The sequence below is a fragment of the Streptomyces sp. NBC_00285 genome (assembly GCF_036174265.1).
Taxonomy (GTDB): domain Bacteria; phylum Actinomycetota; class Actinomycetes; order Streptomycetales; family Streptomycetaceae; genus Streptomyces.
In genome coordinates, this window is record NZ_CP108055.1 from 2,457,711 (window position 1) to 2,477,256 (window position 19,546).

21 protein-coding genes are annotated in these 19,546 nt (G+C 71.9%); 8 read left to right on the top strand and 13 right to left on the bottom strand.

Going from position 1 to position 19,546, the window contains the following annotated elements:
• Nucleotides 1-150: 150 nt before the first annotated feature.
• A complete protein-coding gene (locus tag OHT57_RS11205; RefSeq protein WP_328745996.1) occupies nt 151-1,443 on the bottom strand; it encodes an ABC transporter substrate-binding protein in 1,293 nt (430 codons plus the stop codon).
• Nucleotides 1,412-1,960, bottom strand: a complete 549-nt coding sequence (locus tag OHT57_RS11210; RefSeq protein ID WP_328745997.1) for a hypothetical protein — start codon at nt 1,958-1,960, stop codon at nt 1,412-1,414. Before OHT57_RS11210 ends, OHT57_RS11205 begins: the two co-directional genes overlap by 32 nt.
• 123 nt (nt 1,961-2,083) lie before the next feature.
• On the opposite strand from OHT57_RS11210, the gene OHT57_RS11215 reads away from it, so the two are divergent.
• The 5 genes from OHT57_RS11215 (at nt 2,084) to OHT57_RS11235 (ending at nt 7,643) form a co-directional block, all read left to right on the top strand.
• Nucleotides 2,084-2,560, top strand: coding sequence for a hypothetical protein (locus tag OHT57_RS11215; protein ID WP_328745999.1), 477 nt, complete (start codon nt 2,084-2,086; stop codon nt 2,558-2,560).
• Nucleotides 2,560-5,499 carry an ABC transporter permease subunit gene (locus OHT57_RS11220; RefSeq protein WP_328746000.1) on the top strand — a complete coding sequence of 980 codons (2,940 nt, stop codon included), beginning with the start codon at nt 2,560-2,562 and terminating at the stop codon, nt 5,497-5,499. Before OHT57_RS11215 ends, OHT57_RS11220 begins: the two co-directional genes overlap by 1 nt.
• On the top strand, nt 5,496-6,173 hold the full coding sequence (locus OHT57_RS11225; protein ID WP_328746001.1) for an ABC transporter ATP-binding protein: 678 nt from the start codon (nt 5,496-5,498) through the stop codon (nt 6,171-6,173). The genes OHT57_RS11220 and OHT57_RS11225 overlap by 4 nt, the downstream gene beginning before the upstream one ends.
• 259 nt (nt 6,174-6,432) lie before the next feature.
• Nucleotides 6,433-7,215, top strand: a complete 783-nt coding sequence (locus OHT57_RS11230) for a hypothetical protein (protein ID WP_328746002.1) — start codon at nt 6,433-6,435, stop codon at nt 7,213-7,215.
• A gap of 104 nt (nt 7,216-7,319) precedes the next feature.
• Entirely contained in the window at nt 7,320-7,643 is a 324-nt protein-coding gene (locus OHT57_RS11235; RefSeq protein ID WP_328746003.1) for a hypothetical protein, read from the top strand.
• Nucleotides 7,644-7,693: 50 nt separating this feature from the next.
• Here OHT57_RS11235 and der read toward each other — a convergent pair whose 3' ends face one another.
• The 5 genes from der to aroH form a co-directional block, all read right to left on the bottom strand.
• Nucleotides 7,694-9,172, bottom strand: a complete 1,479-nt coding sequence (der, locus tag OHT57_RS11240; RefSeq protein WP_328746004.1) for a ribosome biogenesis GTPase Der — start codon at nt 9,170-9,172, stop codon at nt 7,694-7,696.
• Between the two features lie 80 nt (nt 9,173-9,252).
• Nucleotides 9,253-9,840, bottom strand: a complete 588-nt coding sequence (locus tag OHT57_RS11245) for a lysophospholipid acyltransferase family protein (RefSeq protein ID WP_328753171.1) — start codon at nt 9,838-9,840, stop codon at nt 9,253-9,255.
• Nucleotides 9,841-9,893: 53 nt separating this feature from the next.
• Entirely contained in the window at nt 9,894-10,580 is a 687-nt protein-coding gene (gene cmk / locus OHT57_RS11250) for a (d)CMP kinase (protein ID WP_328746005.1), read from the bottom strand.
• A gap of 111 nt (nt 10,581-10,691) precedes the next feature.
• Complete coding sequence (locus tag OHT57_RS11255) at nt 10,692-11,777, bottom strand: prephenate dehydrogenase (RefSeq protein WP_328746006.1); 1,086 nt, start codon at nt 11,775-11,777, stop codon at nt 10,692-10,694.
• Nucleotides 11,774-12,136: a chorismate mutase gene (gene aroH, locus OHT57_RS11260; protein WP_328746007.1), complete on the bottom strand. Its 363-nt coding sequence runs from the start codon at nt 12,134-12,136 to the stop codon at nt 11,774-11,776. The genes OHT57_RS11255 and aroH overlap by 4 nt, the downstream gene beginning before the upstream one ends.
• Before the next feature lie 258 nt (nt 12,137-12,394).
• Here aroH and OHT57_RS11265 point away from each other — a divergent pair, with 258 nt between their 5' ends.
• Genes OHT57_RS11265 through OHT57_RS11275 form a run of 3 tightly spaced genes read left to right on the top strand, consistent with a single transcriptional unit; the run spans nt 12,395 to nt 14,068 of the window.
• The gene (locus OHT57_RS11265) at nt 12,395-13,057 is read left to right on the top strand and encodes a hypothetical protein (RefSeq protein ID WP_328746008.1); all 663 of its coding nucleotides are present in this window, start codon (nt 12,395-12,397) and stop codon (nt 13,055-13,057) included.
• Nucleotides 13,058-13,079: 22 nt separating this feature from the next.
• Nucleotides 13,080-13,661, top strand: coding sequence for a DUF6529 family protein (locus OHT57_RS11270; RefSeq protein ID WP_328746009.1), 582 nt, complete (start codon nt 13,080-13,082; stop codon nt 13,659-13,661).
• Nucleotides 13,658-14,068: a Rieske (2Fe-2S) protein gene (locus OHT57_RS11275; protein ID WP_328746010.1), complete on the top strand. Its 411-nt coding sequence runs from the start codon at nt 13,658-13,660 to the stop codon at nt 14,066-14,068. Before OHT57_RS11270 ends, OHT57_RS11275 begins: the two co-directional genes overlap by 4 nt.
• A gap of 15 nt (nt 14,069-14,083) precedes the next feature.
• Here OHT57_RS11275 and OHT57_RS11280 read toward each other — a convergent pair whose 3' ends face one another.
• From OHT57_RS11280 to OHT57_RS11305, 6 genes are all read right to left on the bottom strand, one after another.
• A complete protein-coding gene (locus tag OHT57_RS11280) occupies nt 14,084-15,100 on the bottom strand; it encodes an ADP-ribosylglycohydrolase family protein (RefSeq protein ID WP_328746011.1) in 1,017 nt (338 codons plus the stop codon).
• Entirely contained in the window at nt 15,097-15,813 is a 717-nt protein-coding gene (locus tag OHT57_RS11285) for an NUDIX hydrolase (protein WP_328746012.1), read from the bottom strand. Before OHT57_RS11285 ends, OHT57_RS11280 begins: the two co-directional genes overlap by 4 nt.
• 78 nt (nt 15,814-15,891) lie before the next feature.
• Nucleotides 15,892-16,425, bottom strand: coding sequence for a TIGR03086 family metal-binding protein (locus OHT57_RS11290; protein ID WP_328746013.1), 534 nt, complete (start codon nt 16,423-16,425; stop codon nt 15,892-15,894).
• A gap of 253 nt (nt 16,426-16,678) precedes the next feature.
• Nucleotides 16,679-17,800: a pseudouridine synthase gene (locus tag OHT57_RS11295; RefSeq protein WP_328746014.1), complete on the bottom strand. Its 1,122-nt coding sequence runs from the start codon at nt 17,798-17,800 to the stop codon at nt 16,679-16,681.
• Nucleotides 17,800-18,456 (bottom strand): SMC-Scp complex subunit ScpB, encoded by a 657-nt coding sequence (gene scpB / locus OHT57_RS11300; RefSeq protein ID WP_328746015.1) that lies wholly within the window; start codon nt 18,454-18,456, stop codon nt 17,800-17,802. Before scpB ends, OHT57_RS11295 begins: the two co-directional genes overlap by 1 nt.
• A complete protein-coding gene (locus OHT57_RS11305; protein WP_328746017.1) occupies nt 18,453-19,532 on the bottom strand; it encodes a segregation and condensation protein A in 1,080 nt (359 codons plus the stop codon). The genes scpB and OHT57_RS11305 overlap by 4 nt, the downstream gene beginning before the upstream one ends.
• Between the last annotated feature and the right edge of the window lie 14 nt (nt 19,533-19,546).

Sequence of the window (19,546 nt, forward strand, 5' to 3'; positions counted from 1 at the left end):
GATCCGCCGCTGGGCGGAGCGGGCCAACACCGTCACCCGCTGGACGGAGTTCGACCGCGGCGGCCACTTCGCCGCCCTGGAGGTCCCCGAGCTGCCGGCCGGTGACGTCAGGGAGTTCTTCGGTTCACTGCCTCTGCACGCGCGCGTGACTCACTGCCGGTAGGGCAGCTGCGGGACGTCGAAGCAGGTGCTGTCCATGTCGCCCTGGGAGACCCAGCCCCGGCCGTCCTCCCAGCGGGCCACCGACAGACAGGCCCTGCGGGACGCCGGCGGATCGGCCAGGCGTTCGAAGGTGACGGGGACGAGGAGACCGTCCGCGGTGTAGCCCCGGCTGCGGTTCACGAAAGCGTCGACGCACGCGCGCGTGATGCCCCGTGCCGCGCAGGACTTCGCCGCGTCCGTGAACCACATCGCGGCCGCCCAGCCCTCCAACTGCCACTGGGAGTGCGTCTTCAGGCCCTTCGTGGCGTCCCTGAACTCCCGTACGGCCGCGTTGCCGGTGTCCTCGTAGTTCCGGCTGGACCCGGTCGCCCACAGGGCGTTGCGGCAGCGCGGGGCGTCCTTGTAGTCGTCCGGGACGGTGGACGTCCAGTTCTGCACGTTGGTGACCTTGGCGGTGACCTGGACGCCGGCCCGGTCCATCGCCTCGCACAACTTCGCGTTGCCGTGGCTGTCGACGGCGTCGAAGACCAGGTCGACGCCCTGTTCCCGGAGGTCGGCCGCCACGGCACGGAAGTTGGGCAGCGCGAAGTCGACCTGCTCGGTGACGACCTCGTAGCCCTCGGCCTTCAGTCCCTGCTCGACGAGCCGGGCGTAGGCGGCGGACGCGGCCTGGTTGTAGGACACGACGGCGGCCGTACGGGCCCCGTGTTCGCGCTTGAAGTAGCGGTAGACCTCGGTGCCGCCGTACTGGTTCCCGCCCCAGCCGGTGGTGCCCTCGCGGGGCGCGAGGCTGCCGTAGACGCCGTAGAGGTGCGGCCAGGTGTCGTAGGCGGACCCGATGGGCTGGCCGCCGATGTCGGGCACGCGCGCGCGGGACACGCGGGAGGCGCCCGCGTAGTCGAGGGCGGTGGTCGCGACCAGGGCGACCACCTTGTCCTCGTCGATCAGCCGGTGCACACAGGCGTTGTTGCCGACCCCGCTGCCGCCGTCGTCGCACTCGCGCACCTCGACCCTGTGGCCGTCGACGCCCCCGCGCGCGTTGAGACGCTCGAAGTACGCCTTGGCGCCGTCACGCGGGCCGGTGAAGGCGTTGCCGCCGACCGGACTGGTGACGCTGGTGATGATGCCGACCCGGATCGGGGCGCCGTCCTGGCCGGGCGCCGTCCGCTCCCCGTGCCCGAAGTCGCTCTCCGGCAGCCGGCTGCCGCACGCCGTGCCCACCACGAGCAGCAGGACCGCGGCGGCGGCCTCAGCAGCCCGGAAGAGCCGACGCCGTGGCATTGCCGCTCAACTGGACCAGCGCGCACAGGGTGTTGACCGACATCTTCCAGGCGCCGTCCTGTTCGACGGCCGTTCCTGAGGCGTCGGGCAGGGCGGTGGCCCCGTTCAGGAGCAGCGTGTACGTGACGGTCGCCGCGGTCGGCTTCGTGAACTCGACCTTAGTGACCCTCGCCTCCACCTGACCGCCCCGCTGGTCGCCGCTGAAGGCCTGCAGCACCGGACCCATCTGCTCGCCGTTCTCCAGGACGGCCTGCTTGTCCTTGGTCGAGGTCTTCGGGTCGAAGAACTTCCGCCAGTTCTCCTTGATCTCCTTCTCGGCCGCCGCGCGGTCGGCGGGTCCGCTCGGGGAGGGGGTGGGCGACAGCGTCGTCCGTTCCACCGTGGGCGTCGGGGGCGGGCTGTCGCTGCCGCCACCGCTGTCGTCGCTGCACGCCGTGAGGGCCACGGCGAGGACGAACCCCACCGCCATCAGCCCCCGGCTGCCGTTCGCCCGCTTGCGGTCGCTCCCGAGAACCATCTGGCTCACCACCGGGTGTCGGTCCGGACCGAGTGCGCCCGGAGCTTTCAGGGTCGGCTTCCAGAAGGCATAGTGCAAAAGATTGGCTGACATGGACAGGCACGCGACATGTGGGAGCCACAGATGCGGACAGCCCGACTGCGGACCGCGCACCCCGTCCTGTGGACCGGCTGGGCCGCGCTCGCCGCGGGCGCGGTCCTGTGCGTCCTCGGCTGGTACGGCGTCTCGGGCGAGCGCTACGCCGAGCGGCAACTGCCCTACCTGGCCTCCTGCACGGTGCCCGGTGCCGCGCTGATCGTCGCCGGGGCGGTGCTCCTCGCCCATGGCCGCAGCGCGCTCGCCACCGCGCGCGTGGAGGAGCTGTACGGCCTCCTGGTCGCCGCGGACCCCGCCGACGCCGAGGAGTCCGACACGGCGGTCATCGCGCCCCTGGCGGTCAGCGGGGACCTGCTGATGGTGCCCGGCGGCACCCTCTGGCACCGCGCGGACTGCCCGCTGGTCGCCGGGAAGGTGGAGTCGGTCCCGGTGGACGCCAAGCTCCTGGCGAGCGGCGAACTGGGCCCGTGCCCCATCTGCGAACCCGTCGAGGAAACCGACTGATGTCCTCGCTGACCTACGACCTCACCCTCGCCGGGCTGTCGGTCGGCAGCGCGGCCGCACTCACCGGGACCGGCCTGATCGTGACGTACCGCGCGACCGGGGTGCTGAACTTCGCGCACGGCGCGATCGCCATGGTGTGCGCGTACGTGCTGCGCCAGTGCGTGGTCGGGTGGGGCTGGCCGCTGTGGGCGGGGGCCGCGATGACTCTCCTGTTCCTGGCACCGGCGCTCGGCGTGCTGCTGGAGCGTTTCGTCTTCCGGCCCCTGTCCGTCCTCGGCGGCGATCCGGCACAGACCCTGGTGGCCTCCATCGGTGTCTTCGTGCTGCTCGTGGGCGGAGCCGCGCTGGTGTGGGGCCAGGGCGCCCGTGACGACGTTCCGGAGCTGGTGTCGGCCGACCCGTGGGGACAGCTGGCGGTCGCCCTGGTCCTGGCCGCGGGGGTGGGCGCGGTGATCCGCTGGACGCGCTTGGGACGGGAGCTGCGGGCCGTCGTGGACGACCGGCAACTGGCCGTCCTCGGCGGGATCGACGCGGACCGGGTGGCTGCGGCCGGCTGGGCCTTCGGGTCGTTCACGGCGGGCCTGACGGGCGTCCTGCTGGCCCCGTACGTCCGCCTGGACCCGTACGGGTTGCCCCTGCTCGTCATGGAGGTGGTCGCGGTCGCGGTGGCCGCGCGGATGCGGAGCCTGCCGGTGGCCGTGGTGGTCGCGCTGGGCGTCGGGGTGGCCCAGAGCCAGCTGACGAGACTGCACCCGTCCGGCTGGGCCGAACCGTTGCTCCAGGCGGTCGGCGCGAACCTCTTCGTGGTCACCCTGCTGATCGCGGCCCTGGCGCTCCCCCGCATCGGCACCCGGGACGCGCTCCCCCGCACGGCGACCGCGCGCGTGTCGACGCCTCAGGGCGCGTGGATCGTCGCGGCGGTGCTGTTCCTGCTGCCCCTGGGCTTCGCGGGTTCGGACCTCCACACCTCCGTCCAGGTCCCGGCGCTGGGCGTCGTACTGCTCTCCCTGGTCGTCGTGACGGGCAGGGGCGGCCAGATCTCCCTGGGCCAGGCGGCGTACGCGGGCCTGGGCGCCCTCTTCACCTCCCTCCTCGCGGCGGGCCGCTTCCCGGGCCTGCCCCGCCTTCCGGAACTGGCCGCCCTGGCGGTGGCGGTGGTCCTGGTGGCGCCCCTCGGCCTCCTGACCGGCTGGCCGGCGATCACCCGTCAGGGCCTGGCCCTCGCCCTCGCGACCTTCGCGGTCGGCGTCGGCGTGAGCCGCTTCGTCTTCGCCCAGCCGTACGCCACGTCGGGCCTGTCCCTGGACCGACCGGCCGGCTTCGAGGGCGACCGCGCGTACTACGTCCTGGAGTTGGCCCTGCTGGCCCTCGCCCTCCTGACGACCCGTGTGCTGCGCCGGGGCCGCACGGGCAGAGCACTGGCCGCCCTGCGCGACCACGAGTCCGGCGCCGCAGCGGCGGGCGTCCGGATCCGCTCCCTGAAGCTCCTCGCCTTCGTGGCGGGCGCCGCCCTGGCCGCCCTGGGCGGCGGAATGCTCGGCATGGGCCTCCGCGCCTTCGACCCCGCCGCCTACGACCCCGTCCGCGGCCTGCTCTGGTTCGCGGCGGTGGTGGTCATGGGCGCCGACAGCACCCTGGGCGCCCTCGCCGCGGCGGCCCTGCTCGTCGGCCTGGACGCGGGTGCGCGAGGCGGGGTGGCGGCGGCGCTGATCGGCGTTCTGGCGGTGCTGGTGGGCCGCTTCCCCGGGGGCCCCTACGAGGCGATCCGCAGACTGCGACCCCGACGGCACCCGACGTTGACAGCAACAGGCCTCCGAGCCCGCAGCCACCTGCGCCCACCACCTCAGAGCACCGCTCCCCCGACCACCCCCACAACCGAACCCGCCACGCCCCACCGGGCGATCACCGGCGATACCGCACCAGGCCCACGCCACCTGACGAACACCGACAACACCGAACCCAGCACGCCACACCGGACGAACACCAGCGGCGTCAACCCCGACCCACCACGCCGGACGAACACCGACAACACCGAACCCCGCAAGGCCGAGACCGGCGAACCCGAATCCAGCGCGCCCCGCCAGACCGATCCGTCCGCGACCGAACCCCACCCACCCCGCCCCGGACGACCCCCCGCACCGGGACCCGCCGGCGGCGCCTCAGCCCCGTCGGGGCCACCCGCACCCGACCACCGGACGCGCCGGGACGGTGCGGGTGAGAGCACGCACCCGGCCGGACGCCGGGCAGTCCTCACCGCTCACAACCTCCGGGCCCGCTACGACGGTTTCACCGCCCTCGACGGAGTCGACCTCACCGTCCAGCCGGGCAGCATCACCGCGATCATCGGCCCGAACGGAGCCGGGAAATCCACCCTCTTCCACTGCCTGGCGGGAACCCTGCGCCCCTCCCGAGGCCAAGTCCGCTACGGCGACCGGAACATCACCCGCCTGTCCCCCCACACCCGCACCCGCCTCGGCATCGCCCGCACCTTCCAGCAACTCGCCGTCTTCCCGACCCTGACGGTCGCCGAGAACATCCAGGTGGGTGCGGAGCAGGGCCACATCACCGACCCGGCCGCAACGGACCGCGCACTGAGACTGTTCGCCCTCGACGGCCCCCTGCGAAACGCGCCCGCCGCCGGCCTCCCCACCGGCACCCTCCGCCGGGTCGAACTGGCGAGAGCCCTCGCCGGCACCCCGGGCGTCCTGCTCCTCGACGAACCCGCCGCCGGCCTGGACACCGCCGAGGTGACCGCGCTGGCGCGCGTCCTGAAGGCCCTGGCGGCCGACGGCACCGCCCTCCTCGTGATCGAGCACGACCTGGACCTGGTGGCAGACCTCGCGGACGTCGTGCATGTCATGACCGCGGGCCGCATCATCGCCTCCGGCCCCCCGGCCCAGGTGCTGGACTCGTTCGACGCCCGGGAGACCGCCGTATGACAGCAGCCGTCCCGGCCATCTCCCTCCGCCAGGCGCGCGTGCGCTACGGCCCTCTGGAGGCCCTGCACGGCATCACCCTCACCGCCCCGGGTCCCGGCCTCACCGTTCTGCTGGGCCGCAACGGCTCGGGCCGTACGACGACGTTGCGCGCCCTGGCCGGAACCGTCCCACTGTCCGGCGGCGCGGTGGTGTGGGACGGCGTGGACGTGACGCGCGTACCGGCGTACGAGCGGGCCCGTAGCGGGATGTGCCTGGTCCCCGAGCGCCAGGCGGTGTTCGGTTCCCTCACCGTCCGCGAGAACCTCGAACTCGCCGCCCCCGCCCCCGACCCGGCCCTGGACGCCTACCCGCAGCTGGCCCCGCTGCTGCCCCGCCGGGCGGGCACCCTCTCCGGCGGCGAGCAGCGCATGCTGGCGATCTCCCGCGCCCTGCTGTCCGACGCGCGCGTGGTCCTCGTGGACGAACCCGCCCAGGGCATGTCTCCCGCGGTCGCGGCCCGCACGTACGCACTCCTCGCCGCTCTGGACGCGTGCGTGGTCGTGGCCGAACAACGGCTGCCGCCCGCGCTGCACGGCGCGAGGGCGATCGTGTACGAACTGCGGCGCGGCACGGTCGTGTTCGGCGGAGAGGCGGCGGAGCTGCGACCGCGACCGGGACGGCCCTCGATTTCATGATGTGCCGGCCAGTCGCCCTGACGATCCGGGACCCGTCCACACGCAACCAACATTCCTGGTTCTCCCAGGAATTGATCATGCGTGGCGGATTCCGCACCAGCTGTGACCCTGCGCTGTCAATGGTTCGATTCCGTTCGCCGTGGAGCGTGACTCCCGCCACAGATCACCCGTTGTCTTCTTCATGAGCCCGGGACCCGCCCGGTTCACGGACCGGGAGCCACCCGGCCCCGCCACGCACCACATCCCGAGGGAGTCACCCGTGCCGCGCATGCTCGACGTCAGCGACGAGGTACGCGCCGAGATCGGCGACGAAGAAGCCGACCGGCTGCTCGCCGGAGAAAACGCCCCCGGCAGTTACGACTGCACGTCCTGCCGCACCCAGGGCGACTCCGAACAGGAGCGCACCAGCACCGTCCTGTTCATCGGCGACGAGACGGCCGTCCTGGCCTTCGCCCACGCCAGCTGCCTGCCCTCGCAGGTCGTCCAGGTCACCGAGGAGCAGCTCCAGGGGGCGGTGAAGTCCATCACCGGCGACACCGTCGACCTGGATCCGGACCGGGTCGTACCCGAACAGGCGGTGCTCGGGGTGACCAGCGGACTCGTCCTGATCTCCGGGGAGTTGCACCCGGCGCTGGTCGTGGAGCCGACCGGCCCGATCGTGCGGCCCGGGGAGACGGGGCTCGGCGACGACTTCCTGCCGCTGCTGATCGAGCAGGGGTTCATGCCGCTGACGGCGATCGAGTCGGTTCCGTCGGTGCTGCACGGGTGGTCCGTGCTGCTCGCGGTGGGCCAGCTGCACGCGGTGCTCCAGCCGTCGGCGAACGGCGGTCAGCCGGTGGCCTGGTGGCAGGCGCACCAGCCGCTCCAGGTCACCGAGAGCTGGCGGGCCGCCGCCAACAAGCACCAGCAGGTGCTGATGTTCGCGGCACCGGCGGGCTCGATCGGGCGCCAGCCCCGCGAGGACCTGCTGCGCGGCGCGCTCGACAAGGCGGCGGCGAACGGCAAACTGGTCGCGGCGGCCATGCCCCTGGCGGGCACCTGAGCGGCCAGGACGAACCGCCGTCCGGCGGGCGTCAGTACGGGGCATCCCTCGCGAAAGCCCCATGTCGGCCGCATCCCTTGGTACGTGCTGTCGTTTGGACATACGTGCACCCATACGACGCTCCGCGCCGGTTCTCCGGCGGACAATCGGCCACGCCGATCTACGACGCGCTCTACTCCGAGTACGTCAAGACCTTCCGTTCGCTGCCGGGTGACCGCAGCGGCGAGGAGGAGCTGGGCTTCACCGCGTTCGGGAACATTCCGCACGCCTCGGGCTCGTTCAGCAGCTCGTACAGTGCCTACAGCGCGGGGGCGTTCAGCGCCCGGCAGCAGTCGCAGTGGCAGCGGGTGGGACACATCGGGCAGCAGCACACGGGGATGCACCACGTCCCGGCGGCGCTGCCGCCCGGCCCTCGCCGAGGGCTCTGAGACATGAGGAAGGGCGGCCCCGGGCGGGGCCGCCCTTCCTCATGTCTGCGTCACTTCTTCTTGGCGCCGCGCTTCTCGCGCACCCGCACCGAGATGTGGATCGGAGTGCCGTCGAAGCTGAACTCCTCGCGGAGCCGGCGCTCGATGAAACGCCGGTAGCCCGCCTCGATGAAGCCGGAGGCGAAGAGCACGAACCGCGGCGGCTTGGTGCCGGCCTGGGTGCCGAAGAGGATGCGCGGCTGCTTGCCGCCCCGGACCGGGTGCGGGTGGGCGGAGACCAGCTCGCCGAGGAAGGCGTTGAGGCGGCCCGTCGGGACGCGGGTCTCCCAGCCCGCGAGCGCGGTCTCGATCGCGGGAACCAGCTTCTCCATGTGGCGCCCGGTGCGCGCCGAGACGTTGACGCGGGGCGCCCACGCCACCTGGGCGAGCTCGGTCTCGATCTCCCGCTCCAGGTAGTAGCGGCGCTCCTCGTCGAGGGTGTCCCACTTGTTGTAGGCGAGGACGATCGCACGGCCCGCGTCGACGGCCATGGTGACGATCCGCTGGTCCTGGACCGAGATCGACTCGGAGCCGTCGATCAGGATGACCGCCACCTCGGCCTTCTCGACGGCGGCGGCGGTGCGCAGCGAGGCGTAGTAGTCGGCGCCCTGCTGCAGGTGGACCCGCTTGCGGATACCGGCCGTGTCGACGAACTTCCAGATGACACCGCCGAGTTCGATCAGTTCGTCGACCGGGTCACGGGTGGTGCCGGCCACCTCGTTGACGACGACCCGCTCCTCACCGGCCACTCTGTTCAGCAGCGAGGACTTACCGACGTTCGGGCGGCCGATCAGGGCGATGCGGCGGGGCCCGCCGACGGCGGTGCCGAAGGTCTGTTCGGGCGCCTCCGGCAGTGCCTCCAGGACGGCGTCCAGCATGTCGCCGGTGCCCCGGCCGTGCAGCGCGGAGACGGGGTGCGGCTCGCCGAGGCCCAGGGACCACAGGTACGCCGCGTCGGACTCGCCGCTCAGGCCGTCGACCTTGTTGGCAGCCAGCACGACCGGCTTCCCGGACTTGCGCAGCAGCCGTACGACCGCCTCGTCGGTGTCGGTGGCACCGACCTTGGCGTCGACGACGAACACGACAGCGTCGGCGGCCTCGATCGCGTACTCGGCCTGCGCGGCCACCGAGGCGTCGATCCCGAGGACGTCCTGCTCCCAGCCACCGGTGTCGACGACCTTGAAACGCCGCCCCGCCCACTCGGCCTCATAGGTGACGCGGTCGCGGGTGACGCCGGGCTTGTCCTCCACGACGGCCTCGCGGCGCCCGATGATGCGGTTCACCAGAGTCGACTTGCCGACGTTGGGCCTGCCGACGACGGCCAGCACGGGCAGCGGCCCGTGACCGGCGGCCTCGATGGCCCCTTCGACGTCCTCGACGTCGAAGCCCTCTACCGCGGCGAGCTCCATGAACTCCGCGTACTCGGCGTCGCCAAGCGCTCCGTGGTCCTGCTCTTCGGAAGAGCCCTCGGAGTGGATGTGGTCGTTCATGAAGTCCGTACCTCGTTCATCGTGGTGATCGGTGGACCGGTCCGGCCCTCGGGCCGGGTCGATCCACTACTCAGTGTCGCCTAGCGCCCGGTGAGGCGCCTGGCGTTTTGCAAGTGGGTGCTGAGCTGCTTCTGGATGCGCTCGGTCGCTTCGTCGAGTGCCTTGCGTGTACGCCGCCCGCTGCCGTCGCCCGCTTCGAAGGGGTCGCCGAAGACGACGTCGACGCGGCTGCGCAGCGGCGGCAGCCCCTTCAACAACCGCCCCGGCTTCTCGGAGCTTCCCAGCACGGCGACCGGGACGACCGGCGCGCCGCTGCGGACGGCGAAGTAGGCGAGCCCGGCGCGCAGGGAGGCGAAGTCGCCCTCGCCCCGGCTGCCCTCCGGAAAGATGCCGAGCACGCCGCCGGCCGCCAGGACGTCGACCGCCCGGGTGATCGCCCCGCGGTCGGCCACCGAGCGGTCCACCTTGAGCTGTCCGATGGCCGTCAGGAAGGGATCGAGCGGGCCGACGAACGCCTCCTTCTTGATCAGGAAGTGCGTCGGCCTGGGTGCCACGCCCATGACCATCGGGCCGTCGATGTTGTGCGAGTGGTTGACCGCGAAGATCACCGGGCCGGCCGCGGGGACCTTCCATGCGCCGAGGACACGCGGCTTCCACAGCCCGTACATCAGGCCGACGCCGATGCGCCGACCTACTTCGGCGCCCTTTTCGGAGGGAGCAGTCACTTCCCGGCCCGCTTCTCCTCGACCAGGGTCACGACGCACTCGATGACCTGCGCGAGGGTGAGCTCGGTGGTGTCCACCTCGACCGCGTCGTCCGCCTTGGCGAGCGGCGAGGTCTTGCGGCCGGCGTCGGCCGCGTCCCGCTTGACCAGGGCCTCACGGGTGGCGTTGACGTCGGCCCCCTTGAGCTCCCCGCTGCGGCGGGCGGCACGGGCCTCCGGGGAGGCGGTGAGGAAGACCTTGAGGTCGGCGTCGGGCAGCACGGTCGTACCGATGTCCCGCCCCTCGACGACGATGCCCTGTTCGGCGGAGGCCGCGAGCGACCGCTGGAGCTCGGTGATCCGGGTCCGCACCTCGGGCACGGCGCTCACGGCGCTGACCTTGGAGGTGATCTCCTGGGTCCGGATCGGACCGGCCACATCCACACCGTCGACCGTGATCGTCGGCTTCTCCGGGTCGGTGCCGGAGACGATCTCCGCCTTCCCCGCGACGGCGGCGATCGCGGACGGGTCCTCGATGTCGATCCCGTTGGTCACCATCCACCAGGTGATCGCCCGGTACTGGGCGCCGGTGTCCAGGTAGCTGAGGCCCAGCTGTGCGGCGACAGCCTTCGACGTGCTCGACTTGCCGGTGCCGGAGGGACCGTCGATGGCGACGATCACGGGCCGGGCGACGCCGTTTTCCACGGGGGGACACCTTTCGGGTGCGGTGTGGCGGGTGGTGTGGGGGCGTGACTGTGCCCCGGACAAGGTTACTGGCTCCCCGGGGCCCGTCTTACAGGCGGATGATCCGGCGGATCACTGCCGGATCGCCCAGCCCCGCTCCCGCAACGAGGCCGACAGCACCGGCGCGGCCTGCGGCTCCACCATCAGCTGCACGAGACCGGCCTGCTGCCCCGTCGCGTGCTCGATCCGCACGTCCTCGATGTTGACCCCGGCCCGCCCCGCGTCCGCGAAGATCCGGGCCAGCTGCCCCGGCTGGTCGTCGATCAGCACGGCCACGACCTCGTACGCCCGGGGAGCGGACCCGTGCTTGCCCGGCACCCGCACCTGCCCGGCGTTCCCACGCCGGAGCACGTCCTCGACCCCGGAGGCGCCCTCGCCCCGCTTGGCCTCGTCCGCGGACTGCAGCGCCCGCAGCGCCCGCACCGTCTCCTCGAGATCACCGGCGACATCGGTGAGCAGATCGGCCACCGGGCCCGGATTCGCGGAGAGGATGTCGATCCACATCGCGGGATCGGACGCGGCGATCCGGGTCACGTCCCGGATCCCCTGACCGCACAGCCGTACGGCGGCCTCCTCGGCGTGCTCGAGCCGCGCGGCGACCATGCTGGACACCAGATGGGGCATGTGCGAGACGAGCGCCACGGCGCGGTCGTGGGCGTCGGCGTCCATCACCACCGGCACCGCACGACAGTGCGAGACCAGCTCCAGTGCGAGATTCAGCACCTCGGTGTCGGTGTCCCGGGTCGGCGTCAGGACCCAGGGCCGGCCCTCGAAGAGATCCGCGCTGGCGGCCAGCGGCCCGGACTTCTCCCGCCCGGACATCGGATGCGTGCCGATGTACGGGGACAGGTCGAGCCCGAGTGCCTCCAGCTCCCGCCGTGGGCCGCCCTTGACGCTGGCCACGTCGATGTACCCGCGAGCGGCACCGCGCCGCATGGCGTCGGCGAGCACTGCGGCCACGTGCGCGGGCGGCGCGGCGACGATCGCGAGGTCGACGGGCCCCTCGGGCGTCTCGTCGGTGCCGGCGCCGAGCGCGGCCGCGGTTCGCGCCTGCTCGGGGTCGTGGTCGGCGAGGTGCACGGTGACGCCCCGCCCGGCCAACGCCAGTGCCGCGGAGGTGCCGATGAGCCCGGTGCCGATGACGAGCGCGGTTCTCACTGGGCGATGTCCTTGCGCAGGGCGGCCGCGGCGCCGAGGTAGACGTGCGCGATGTCGGCGCGGGACCTGTCGGACTCTATGTGCGCGAGAACACGGACGACCCGGGGCATGGCGCCCTCGATGTCGAGCTCCTGGGCGCAGATCAGCGGGACGTCCACGATGCCCAGCTTGCGGGCGGCGGCGGCCGGGAAGTCGCTGTGCAGATCGGGCGTGGCCGTGAACCAGATGCTGATCAGGTCGTCGGCGGTCAGCTCGTTCCGCTCCATGATGGCGGTGAGCAGCGCCCCGACCTGCTCGTCCATGTGGCCGGCCTCGTCCTGTTCGAGCTGGACGGCGCCCCGGACCGCTCGTACCGCCACGGCGTTGCTCCTTGCTGGTGTTCGGTTCCTGTCCATCCAGCCTAGTCAGGCCGTGCGGGACGGGTGGGCGGCGCCCGCCCCGTGAGACGCGCGTCCCGGTGGCAACTCCGGCGGCCGTTTCCGATGTCCGACCGTGTCAATGTCACCCGAATGTCGCAGTTCCGCTACTTGGGGTGAAAACATGCCCGTGCGCCTCTGGACTAGGAGCCGCACGTCCGCTCTGATAACAGGAAACTCGCCTCGGGGGAGGCCCCTTAGATGAAGCGTTCCGGACCCTTGCTCACACTGCTTGTGGGATTGCTGGTCGGCTTGTTCATGCTCTCGCTCAACGCCACCACGGGAGAGAAGCCGACATCGGCGTCCGTGAAGCCGTCACCCGGCACCAAGGCGTCACCGAACACCGCACCACCGAAATCGTCCGCCCCGCCCAGCCCGTCCCCGTCCCGCACACCTGTGCAGGAGGGGGTCTACGCGGGCCGTACGGACGACGACTCCTCAGCCGTCGCGATCACGGTGCGCGACGACAAGGCGATCGCGTACGTCTGTGACGGCCACAACATCGAGTCGTGGCTCCAGGGCGACGTGAAGGACGACGGCAGCCTGCACCTCACCGGCAAGGGCGGCGCACGCCTGGACGCCGCGGTGAAGGGCGTCAAGGAGATCCGCGGCACGGCGGGCGTCGGCAACGGACGCTACGCCTTCACCGTGGACAGGGCGAAGAAGCCGTCCGGCCTGTACCGCGCGAACAGCACGGTGGCCGGCGCGAAGATCGAGGGCGGCTGGATCGTCCTGCCGAAGGGCGAGCAGGTCGGCATCCTCACGCGCGACGGCAAGCGGTCCGCGGCACCCGAGATCGACCCGGAGACCGGTGCGGTGACGGTCGACGGACAGCAGCTCACGGCCCGCCCGGTACACCCCTGACCTTCGCCCGAGGGAGCCGATCATGACCGTCGACCCGAACGCGGCCACCCAGAGCTGGCCCGCACCCGAACCCGAGCGCCGCCCCGGCCCGGCCCGCTATCTGATCCCCGCCCTCGTGGCCGCCGCGGTGGCGGTCGCCCTGGGCGCCTACGGCAAGGTCCACGACCCGACGGGGACGGCCTTCAATCTCGCGGGTTTCAGCAGCACGGGCGCGGTGAAGTCGTGGCTCGCGACGGTCGCGTTCTTCTTCGCGATCGTGCAGCTCGTCTCGGCCCTGATGGTCTACGGCAAGCTGCCGGGCCCGAGTTGGTCCTCCACCCTGCACCGCTGGTCCGGTCGCGTCGCGTTCCTCGTCGCGGTGCCGGTCGCGGTGCACTGTCTGTACGCGCTGGGCTTCCAGTCGTACGAATCACGCGTTCTGTGGCACTCCCTCTTCGGTTGCTTCTTCTTCGGTGTCTTCAGTGCCAAGATGCTGCTGCTCCGCTCGGAGCGACTTCCCGGCTGGCTGCTGCCGATCATCGGTGGGCTCGTCTTCAGCGCGCTCACGATCCTCTGGCTGACCTCGGCCCTCTGGTTCTTCCGCACCTTCGGAGTGACGACATGACGCACAGCCCGACGCGACGCACGGCCCTTCTCGCGACGGGCGCCACCGCGCTGACCGTCGGCTGCGGCCAGTACGGCGGCAACAGTGACTCCGGGTCCAGCTCGGTGGAGGCGTCGGCCGGCACCGAACTGGCCAGGACGGGCGACATCCCGGTCGGCGGCGGGAAGATCTTCAAGGACGAGAAGGTCGTCGTCACACAGCCGAAAAAGGGCGAGTTCAAGGCCTTCTCGAACATCTGCACCCACCAGGGCTGCGCGGTGACGAGCGTGTCCGGCGGCACCATCAACTGCCCGTGCCACGGCAGCAAGTTCAACATCGCGGACGGCTCGGTGGCCAACCCGCCGGCGGCGAAGCCGCTGCCGGAGCAGCAGATCACCGTCAGCGGGGACTCGATCCAGCTCGCCTAGCGGACGGCCCGGCGCTCAGGCGTCCCAGAGCGCCCCGAGGGTCACCAGCTCGCTGCCGTATTCGATCCGGTCGGCCCACTCCACGGGCCATGCCTCGGCACCCAGGTGGGCGCCTGCGAAGGCGCCCGTCAGGCAGGCGATCGAGTCGGAGTCGCCGGAGGTGCAGGCGGCCCGGCGCAGAGCGGTCAGCGGCTCCTCCGGGAACTGCAGGAAGCACAACAGCCCGGTGGCCAGGGCCTCTTCAGCAATCCAGCCGGCCCCGGTGGCCAGGCACGGGTCCTCCTCCGGCGAGGCGGTGCGCACGGCGTCGTCGAGCCGGTCGAGGATCGCCAGGCACTCGTCCCAGCCGCGCGCGATGAACTGCCCGGACGTCGGGTCCTGACTGCGTGTCCACAGGTCGCCGAGCCAACGCTGGTGGTACCGGCCCCGGTTCGCCTCGGCGTACGACCGCAGCATCCCGACCAGTTCACCGGGCTCGGCCCCCCGCGTGAGCAGCCGTACGGCACGTGCGGTGAGGTCGGACGCGGCGAGCGCGGTCGGGTGCCCGTGGGTGAGCGCGGCCTGCAACTGGGCGGCACCGGCGCGCTGTTCGTCGCTGAGCCCGGGGACGAGTCCGACGGGAGCGACGCGCATGTTGGCGCCGCAGCCCTTGGAGCCGATCTGGCTGGCGTCCTGCCAGGGCAGATCCGTGCGCTCCAGCAGGTCGCACGCCCTGAGGCAGGTGTTGCCGGGGGCGCGGTTGTTCTCCGGGGAGCGGTTCCACGCGATGAACTCCCGGCGGACCGGCTCGGCCATGTCGGACCCGAGCACCCCCCGGTCCATCGCCGTCCGCAGCCCCCTCGCCACCGCCAGCGTCATCTGTGTGTCGTCGCTGACGATCGCCGGTGTCGACAGCTGCATCTCCCGCCACGGCCCGCACTTGGCGAGGATCGACGGCACGCTGTTGAACTCGGTCGGGAAGCCGAGGGCGTCCCCGAGGGCCAGACCGACGAGCGTTCCGGTGGCGGCGCGTTTGGTGAGGATCGTGGTCATGCGGGGCGTCCTTCCGGGGACGGTCGAAGGAGAGGGGGGTGCAGGGTGGTGGCCGGTCCCGCGCGGTAGAGCGCGGCCGGTTTCCCGCGGCCGCCGGTCAGACGCGCGGCGCCGGGAACGGCTTCGACGAAGCCGGGCGTGGCGAGCACCTTGCGGCGGAAGTTGGGCCGGTCGAGGGCGGTCCCCCACACGGTCTCGTACACCTGCTGGAGCTCGCCGAGGGTGAACTCGGGCGGGCAGAAGGAGGTGGCGAGGCAGGTGTATTCGAGCTTGGCGCCGACGCGGTCGTGGGCGTCGGCCAGAATCCGGTCGTGGTCGAAGGCCAGCGACCCTGTCTCGTCGTAGCGCACCCAGCGGGCCTCGGCCGCGTCGCTGCCGCCGTGCGGCTCGGGAGGGTCGGGAAGCAGCGCCGCGAAGGCGACGGAGACGACCCGCATGCGTGGGTCGCGGTCGGGGTCGCTGTAGGTCCGCAGCTGTTCCAGGTGCAGCCCGGAGAGGTCCGACAGGCCGGTCTCCTCGGCGAGTTCGCGCCGCGCGGCGGTCTCCGCGGACTCGTCCGGGTGCACGAACCCGCCGGGCAGCGCCCATCGTCCGGCGTACGGTTCCTGTCCCCGCTCCACGAGCAGCGCGTGCAGCGCGCCTTCGGCGACGGTCAGGACGGCGAGATCGACGGTGACGGCGAAGGGCTCGTGGGCGTACTTGTCGTAGTCCACTCGCACCCGCCCCCTTTATGGTCAGAATGACTAATAGTCGTTACGACTATAAAGGGGCCGGGCGGGGTTCGACAAGCCCTAGGAACGGCGCCCGAGGAAGCCGAGGAGCCGGACCTCGGGCTCTGCGCAGGACGGCACGGCGACCGGTGCGGCGAACCGCACGCCCCGGTCCTCCTCCCCCACCACGCACCGGGCGACGGACAGCAGTTCGGCCGCGAGGCCGTCCGGGATGGGCCGCCGCTGCCCGCACGCCCGGGCCACGTCCCACCCGTGCACGGTGATCTCGACGGCGCCGACAGCGGCCATCACCCGTACGTCCAGCGGCCGTTCACCCACCAGCACGTCCTCGGGCGGCCCGGCCGCCCACGCGCCGAGCACGGCACGCGCACGTGACCGGAAGCCGCAGACCCGGTCGGCGTGCGGGAACAGCCCGATCCGCGCACCGGTGAGCCCCTCGTACAGCGCGTCCAGGGAGTCGTCGAGATGGCCCAGCAGGTCCCCCAGATCCCATTCGGCGCAGGGCGTCCCCCTGCCGAGCCCCGCACTCCCCGCTTCCGCCACGCTGCCCAGCGCGTAGGCGAGCGAACGCTCCAGCAGCTCTCCCGCACTCATGACAGCACCTCCGCCGGACCGCCGGAACGGCCCCTCCGTGGCCTCACAGGGGCCTCCTGGGCCCCGGGGAGTCCCGCGCGCCGCGAAGGCCGCACGCGACCCTCCAGCGGTTCCGGGTGCTCCTCGTCGCGGATACCGGTCCTCGCGTCCATCCTCGCTCCCTCCGTCAGGGATACAGACCCGCGGAAGGCCCGAAACGCATCGGCCGGTCCCGGAGAAGTCCGGAACCGGCCGCACGCGCGTGTGTCGGGGACTACAGATCGACTTCCTGCATCAGCATGCCGACCTCGGTGTTGGACAACCGTCGCAGCCAGCCCGACTTCTGGTCGCCCAGGGTGATGGGACCGAAGGCGACCCGCACCAGTTTGTCGACCGGGAAGCCCGCCTCGGCGAGCATGCGGCGGACGATGTGCTTGCGGCCCTCGTGGAGGGTCACCTCGACGAGGTAGTTCTTGCCGGTCTGCTCGACGACCCGGAAGTGGTCCGCCTTCGCGTACCCGTCCTCCAACTGGATGCCGTCCTTGAGCCGCTTGCCCAGGTCGCGCGGGATCGGGCCCACGATGTGCGCGAGGTAGACCTTCTTCACGCCGTACTTGGGGTGGGTCAGCCGGTGCGCCAGCTCGCCGTGGTTGGTGAGCAGGATGACGCCCTCGGTCTCGGTGTCGAGCCGGCCCACGTGGAACAGCCGCGTCTCGCGGTTGGTCACGTAGTCGCCGAGGCACTGCCGGCCCTCGTTGTCCTCCATCGTGGAGACGACACCGGCGGGCTTGTTCAGCGAGAAGAACTGGTACGACTGCGTCGCCACCGTCAGGCCGTCGACCCTGACCTCGTCATGCTCCGGGTCGACCCGCTTGCCCTGCTCCAGGACGATCTCGCCGTTGACCTCGACCCGCGCCTGCTCGATGAGCTCCTCACAGGCCCGCCGCGAGCCGTAGCCCGCGCGGGCGAGGATCTTCTGCAGCCGCTCGCCCTCCTGCTCGGCGCCCGGGAAGGTCTTCGGCGGCTTCACGTCCTTCTTGCCCGCGTACCGCTCACGGTTGCGCTCCTCCGCCCGCGCCTCGTACTCGCGGGAGGTCGCCGGGACCCAACGGCCACGCCCGGTGTCCTGGCTCTGCCTGGGGCCGCCCTTGGCCCCGCCGCGCGCGGAGGCACCGCGCCCGGACTTCGGACCGTCGTGGGTGGCGCCGGGACCCACGTCGTAGCGGCGCTCCTCGGGACGGGGACTGCCCTCGCGCTTCGGCCTGTCGTCCCGCCCCGCCCCGCCCTTCGGCTGGGAGCCACCGCCACCCGTCCCGCGGGGCTTCCCGCCCCCGCTGCTTCCCCGGGGGTTGCCGCGCCCGTTGTTCCTGCCGCTGCCACTGCCACTGCTTCGCATCAAAGTTCCGTCGTCGTCGAGTCGTCTGCATCTGCATCCGGTGCGTCCGGATCGAACGACGGGACCCCTTCCAGCGTCTCGGCCTCGATCGCCTCAGCCTCCGGGAGGAAGGGCGCCAGCTCCGGGAGCTCGTCCAGACCGCGCAGGCCCATCCGCTCCAGGAAGTAGTTCGTCGTCACGTACAGGATCGCACCTGTTTCGGGTTCCGTGCCCGCCTCCGCCACCAGACCCCGCTGGAGAAGGGTGCGCATCACGCCGTCACAGTTCACTCCGCGCACCACGGAGACCCTGCTGCGGCTGACCGGCTGGCGGTAGGCGACCACCGCCAGCGTCTCCAGCGCCGCCTGGGTGAGCCGGGCCTGCTGCCCGTCCAGGACGAAGCGTTCCACGGCCGCGGTGTACTCGGCGCGGGTGTAGAAACGCCAGCCGCCCGCGACGTACCGCAGCTCGAAGCCGCGGCCCTGCGCGGTGTAGTCGTCCGCGAGTTCCCTGAGCGCCTTGCCGATCAGCCGCCGCGGCCGCTCCAGGATCTTCGACAGGTACTCCTCGGTCGCGGGCTCGTCCACGACCATGAGGACGGCCTCCAGAGCCGGCTTCAGATCGAGGTCGGCGACACTGACGGGCCCCGTCCGGACCTCGGTGGTCTCCTCGCTCACGCCTTGTCCTCCTTGGGCGGCTCAGGCGGTCGGTCGAACTCGTCGGTCACGGTGGGCGCGGCCTCCCCCGCCCCGCCGGTCCACCGCACGATCAGCTCCCCCAGAGCGGTCTCCTGGTCCAGCGCCACGGCCTTCTCGCGGTACAGCTCCAGCAGCGCGAGGAACCTCGCCACCACGGTCAGGGTGTCGTCCGCGTCCTCCACCAGCAGACGGAAGCTGGCCTCACCGAGCTCCCTGAGCCGTGCGACCACGATCCCCGCCTGCTCCTGGACGCTCACCAGGGGCGCGTGGATGTGGTCGACGTACACCTGCGGCTTGGGCTTGGGCTGCATCGCCTGCACGGCGAGCTTCGCGAACCCCTCGGCACCGATGCTGATGACCACCTCGGGCAGCAGCTCCGCGTGGTGCGGCTCCAGCCCGACGGTACGGGGATAGCGCCGGGCCTCCTCGTCGAGACGCCGGTTGAAGATGTCGGCGATCTGCTTGTACGCGCGGTACTGGAGCAGCCGCGCGAAGAGCAGGTCCCGCGCTTCGAGGAGCGCCAGGTCCGCCTCGTCCTCGACCTCGGCGGCGGGCAGCAGCCGGGCGGCCTTGAGGTCGAGGAGGGTGGCCGCGACGACGAGGAACTCGGTCGTCTCGTCCAGGTCCCAGTCCGGGCCCATCGCCCGGATGTACGCCATGAACTCGTCGGTGACCTTGGAGAGCGCCACTTCGGTGACGTCCAGCTTGTGCTTCGAGATCAGCTGGAGGAGGAGATCGAAGGGCCCCTCGAAGTTGGCGAGCCGCACCTTGAAGACACCGTCGGAGGCTTCGTCCCCGGGTTCGACCTCCCCGGGTTCGGCTTCCCCGGGGCCGACTTCGCCAGGGTCACTGGCTTGCGGCTCCGCCGGATCGCCGACGCCGTCCTCGTGCCCGGCCGCCTGGGCGGGAGCGGCAGCCTCGCCCTCGGCAAGCGGCTCGCTCTGCGCCACGTCCGCCGGTGCGGCAACGGCCGGCGATCCCGGCCCCCGCCCCAGCACACGCCGACGAGCGGCAGCGCCACCGGCGCCGGGCACGGGAACGTCGTTCGAGGTCATAGCCCTCGCAGGCT

What these genes read in the sequence shown, in the direction of transcription:
- OHT57_RS11205 (WP_328745996.1), bottom strand. Translation starts at nt 1,443, where the DNA reads ATGCCACGGCGTCGGCTCTTCCGGGCTGCTGAGGCCGCCGCCGCGGTC.
- OHT57_RS11210 (WP_328745997.1), bottom strand. Translation starts at nt 1,960, where the DNA reads ATGGTTCTCGGGAGCGACCGCAAGCGGGCGAACGGCAGCCGGGGGCTG.
- OHT57_RS11215 (WP_328745999.1), top strand. Translation starts at nt 2,084, where the DNA reads ATGCGGACAGCCCGACTGCGGACCGCGCACCCCGTCCTGTGGACCGGC.
- OHT57_RS11220 (WP_328746000.1), top strand. Translation starts at nt 2,560, where the DNA reads ATGTCCTCGCTGACCTACGACCTCACCCTCGCCGGGCTGTCGGTCGGC.
- OHT57_RS11225 (WP_328746001.1), top strand. Translation starts at nt 5,496, where the DNA reads ATGACAGCAGCCGTCCCGGCCATCTCCCTCCGCCAGGCGCGCGTGCGC.
- der (WP_328746004.1), bottom strand. Translation starts at nt 9,172, where the DNA reads ATGAACGACCACATCCACTCCGAGGGCTCTTCCGAAGAGCAGGACCAC.
- OHT57_RS11245 (WP_328753171.1), bottom strand. Translation starts at nt 9,840, where the DNA reads ATGTACGGGCTGTGGAAGCCGCGTGTCCTCGGCGCATGGAAGGTCCCC.
- OHT57_RS11265 (WP_328746008.1), top strand. Translation starts at nt 12,395, where the DNA reads ATGAAGCGTTCCGGACCCTTGCTCACACTGCTTGTGGGATTGCTGGTC.
- OHT57_RS11270 (WP_328746009.1), top strand. Translation starts at nt 13,080, where the DNA reads ATGACCGTCGACCCGAACGCGGCCACCCAGAGCTGGCCCGCACCCGAA.
- OHT57_RS11275 (WP_328746010.1), top strand. Translation starts at nt 13,658, where the DNA reads ATGACGCACAGCCCGACGCGACGCACGGCCCTTCTCGCGACGGGCGCC.
- OHT57_RS11280 (WP_328746011.1), bottom strand. Translation starts at nt 15,100, where the DNA reads ATGACCACGATCCTCACCAAACGCGCCGCCACCGGAACGCTCGTCGGT.
- OHT57_RS11290 (WP_328746013.1), bottom strand. Translation starts at nt 16,425, where the DNA reads ATGAGTGCGGGAGAGCTGCTGGAGCGTTCGCTCGCCTACGCGCTGGGC.
- OHT57_RS11295 (WP_328746014.1), bottom strand. Translation starts at nt 17,800, where the DNA reads ATGCGAAGCAGTGGCAGTGGCAGCGGCAGGAACAACGGGCGCGGCAAC.
- OHT57_RS11305 (WP_328746017.1), bottom strand. Translation starts at nt 19,532, where the DNA reads ATGACCTCGAACGACGTTCCCGTGCCCGGCGCCGGTGGCGCTGCCGCT.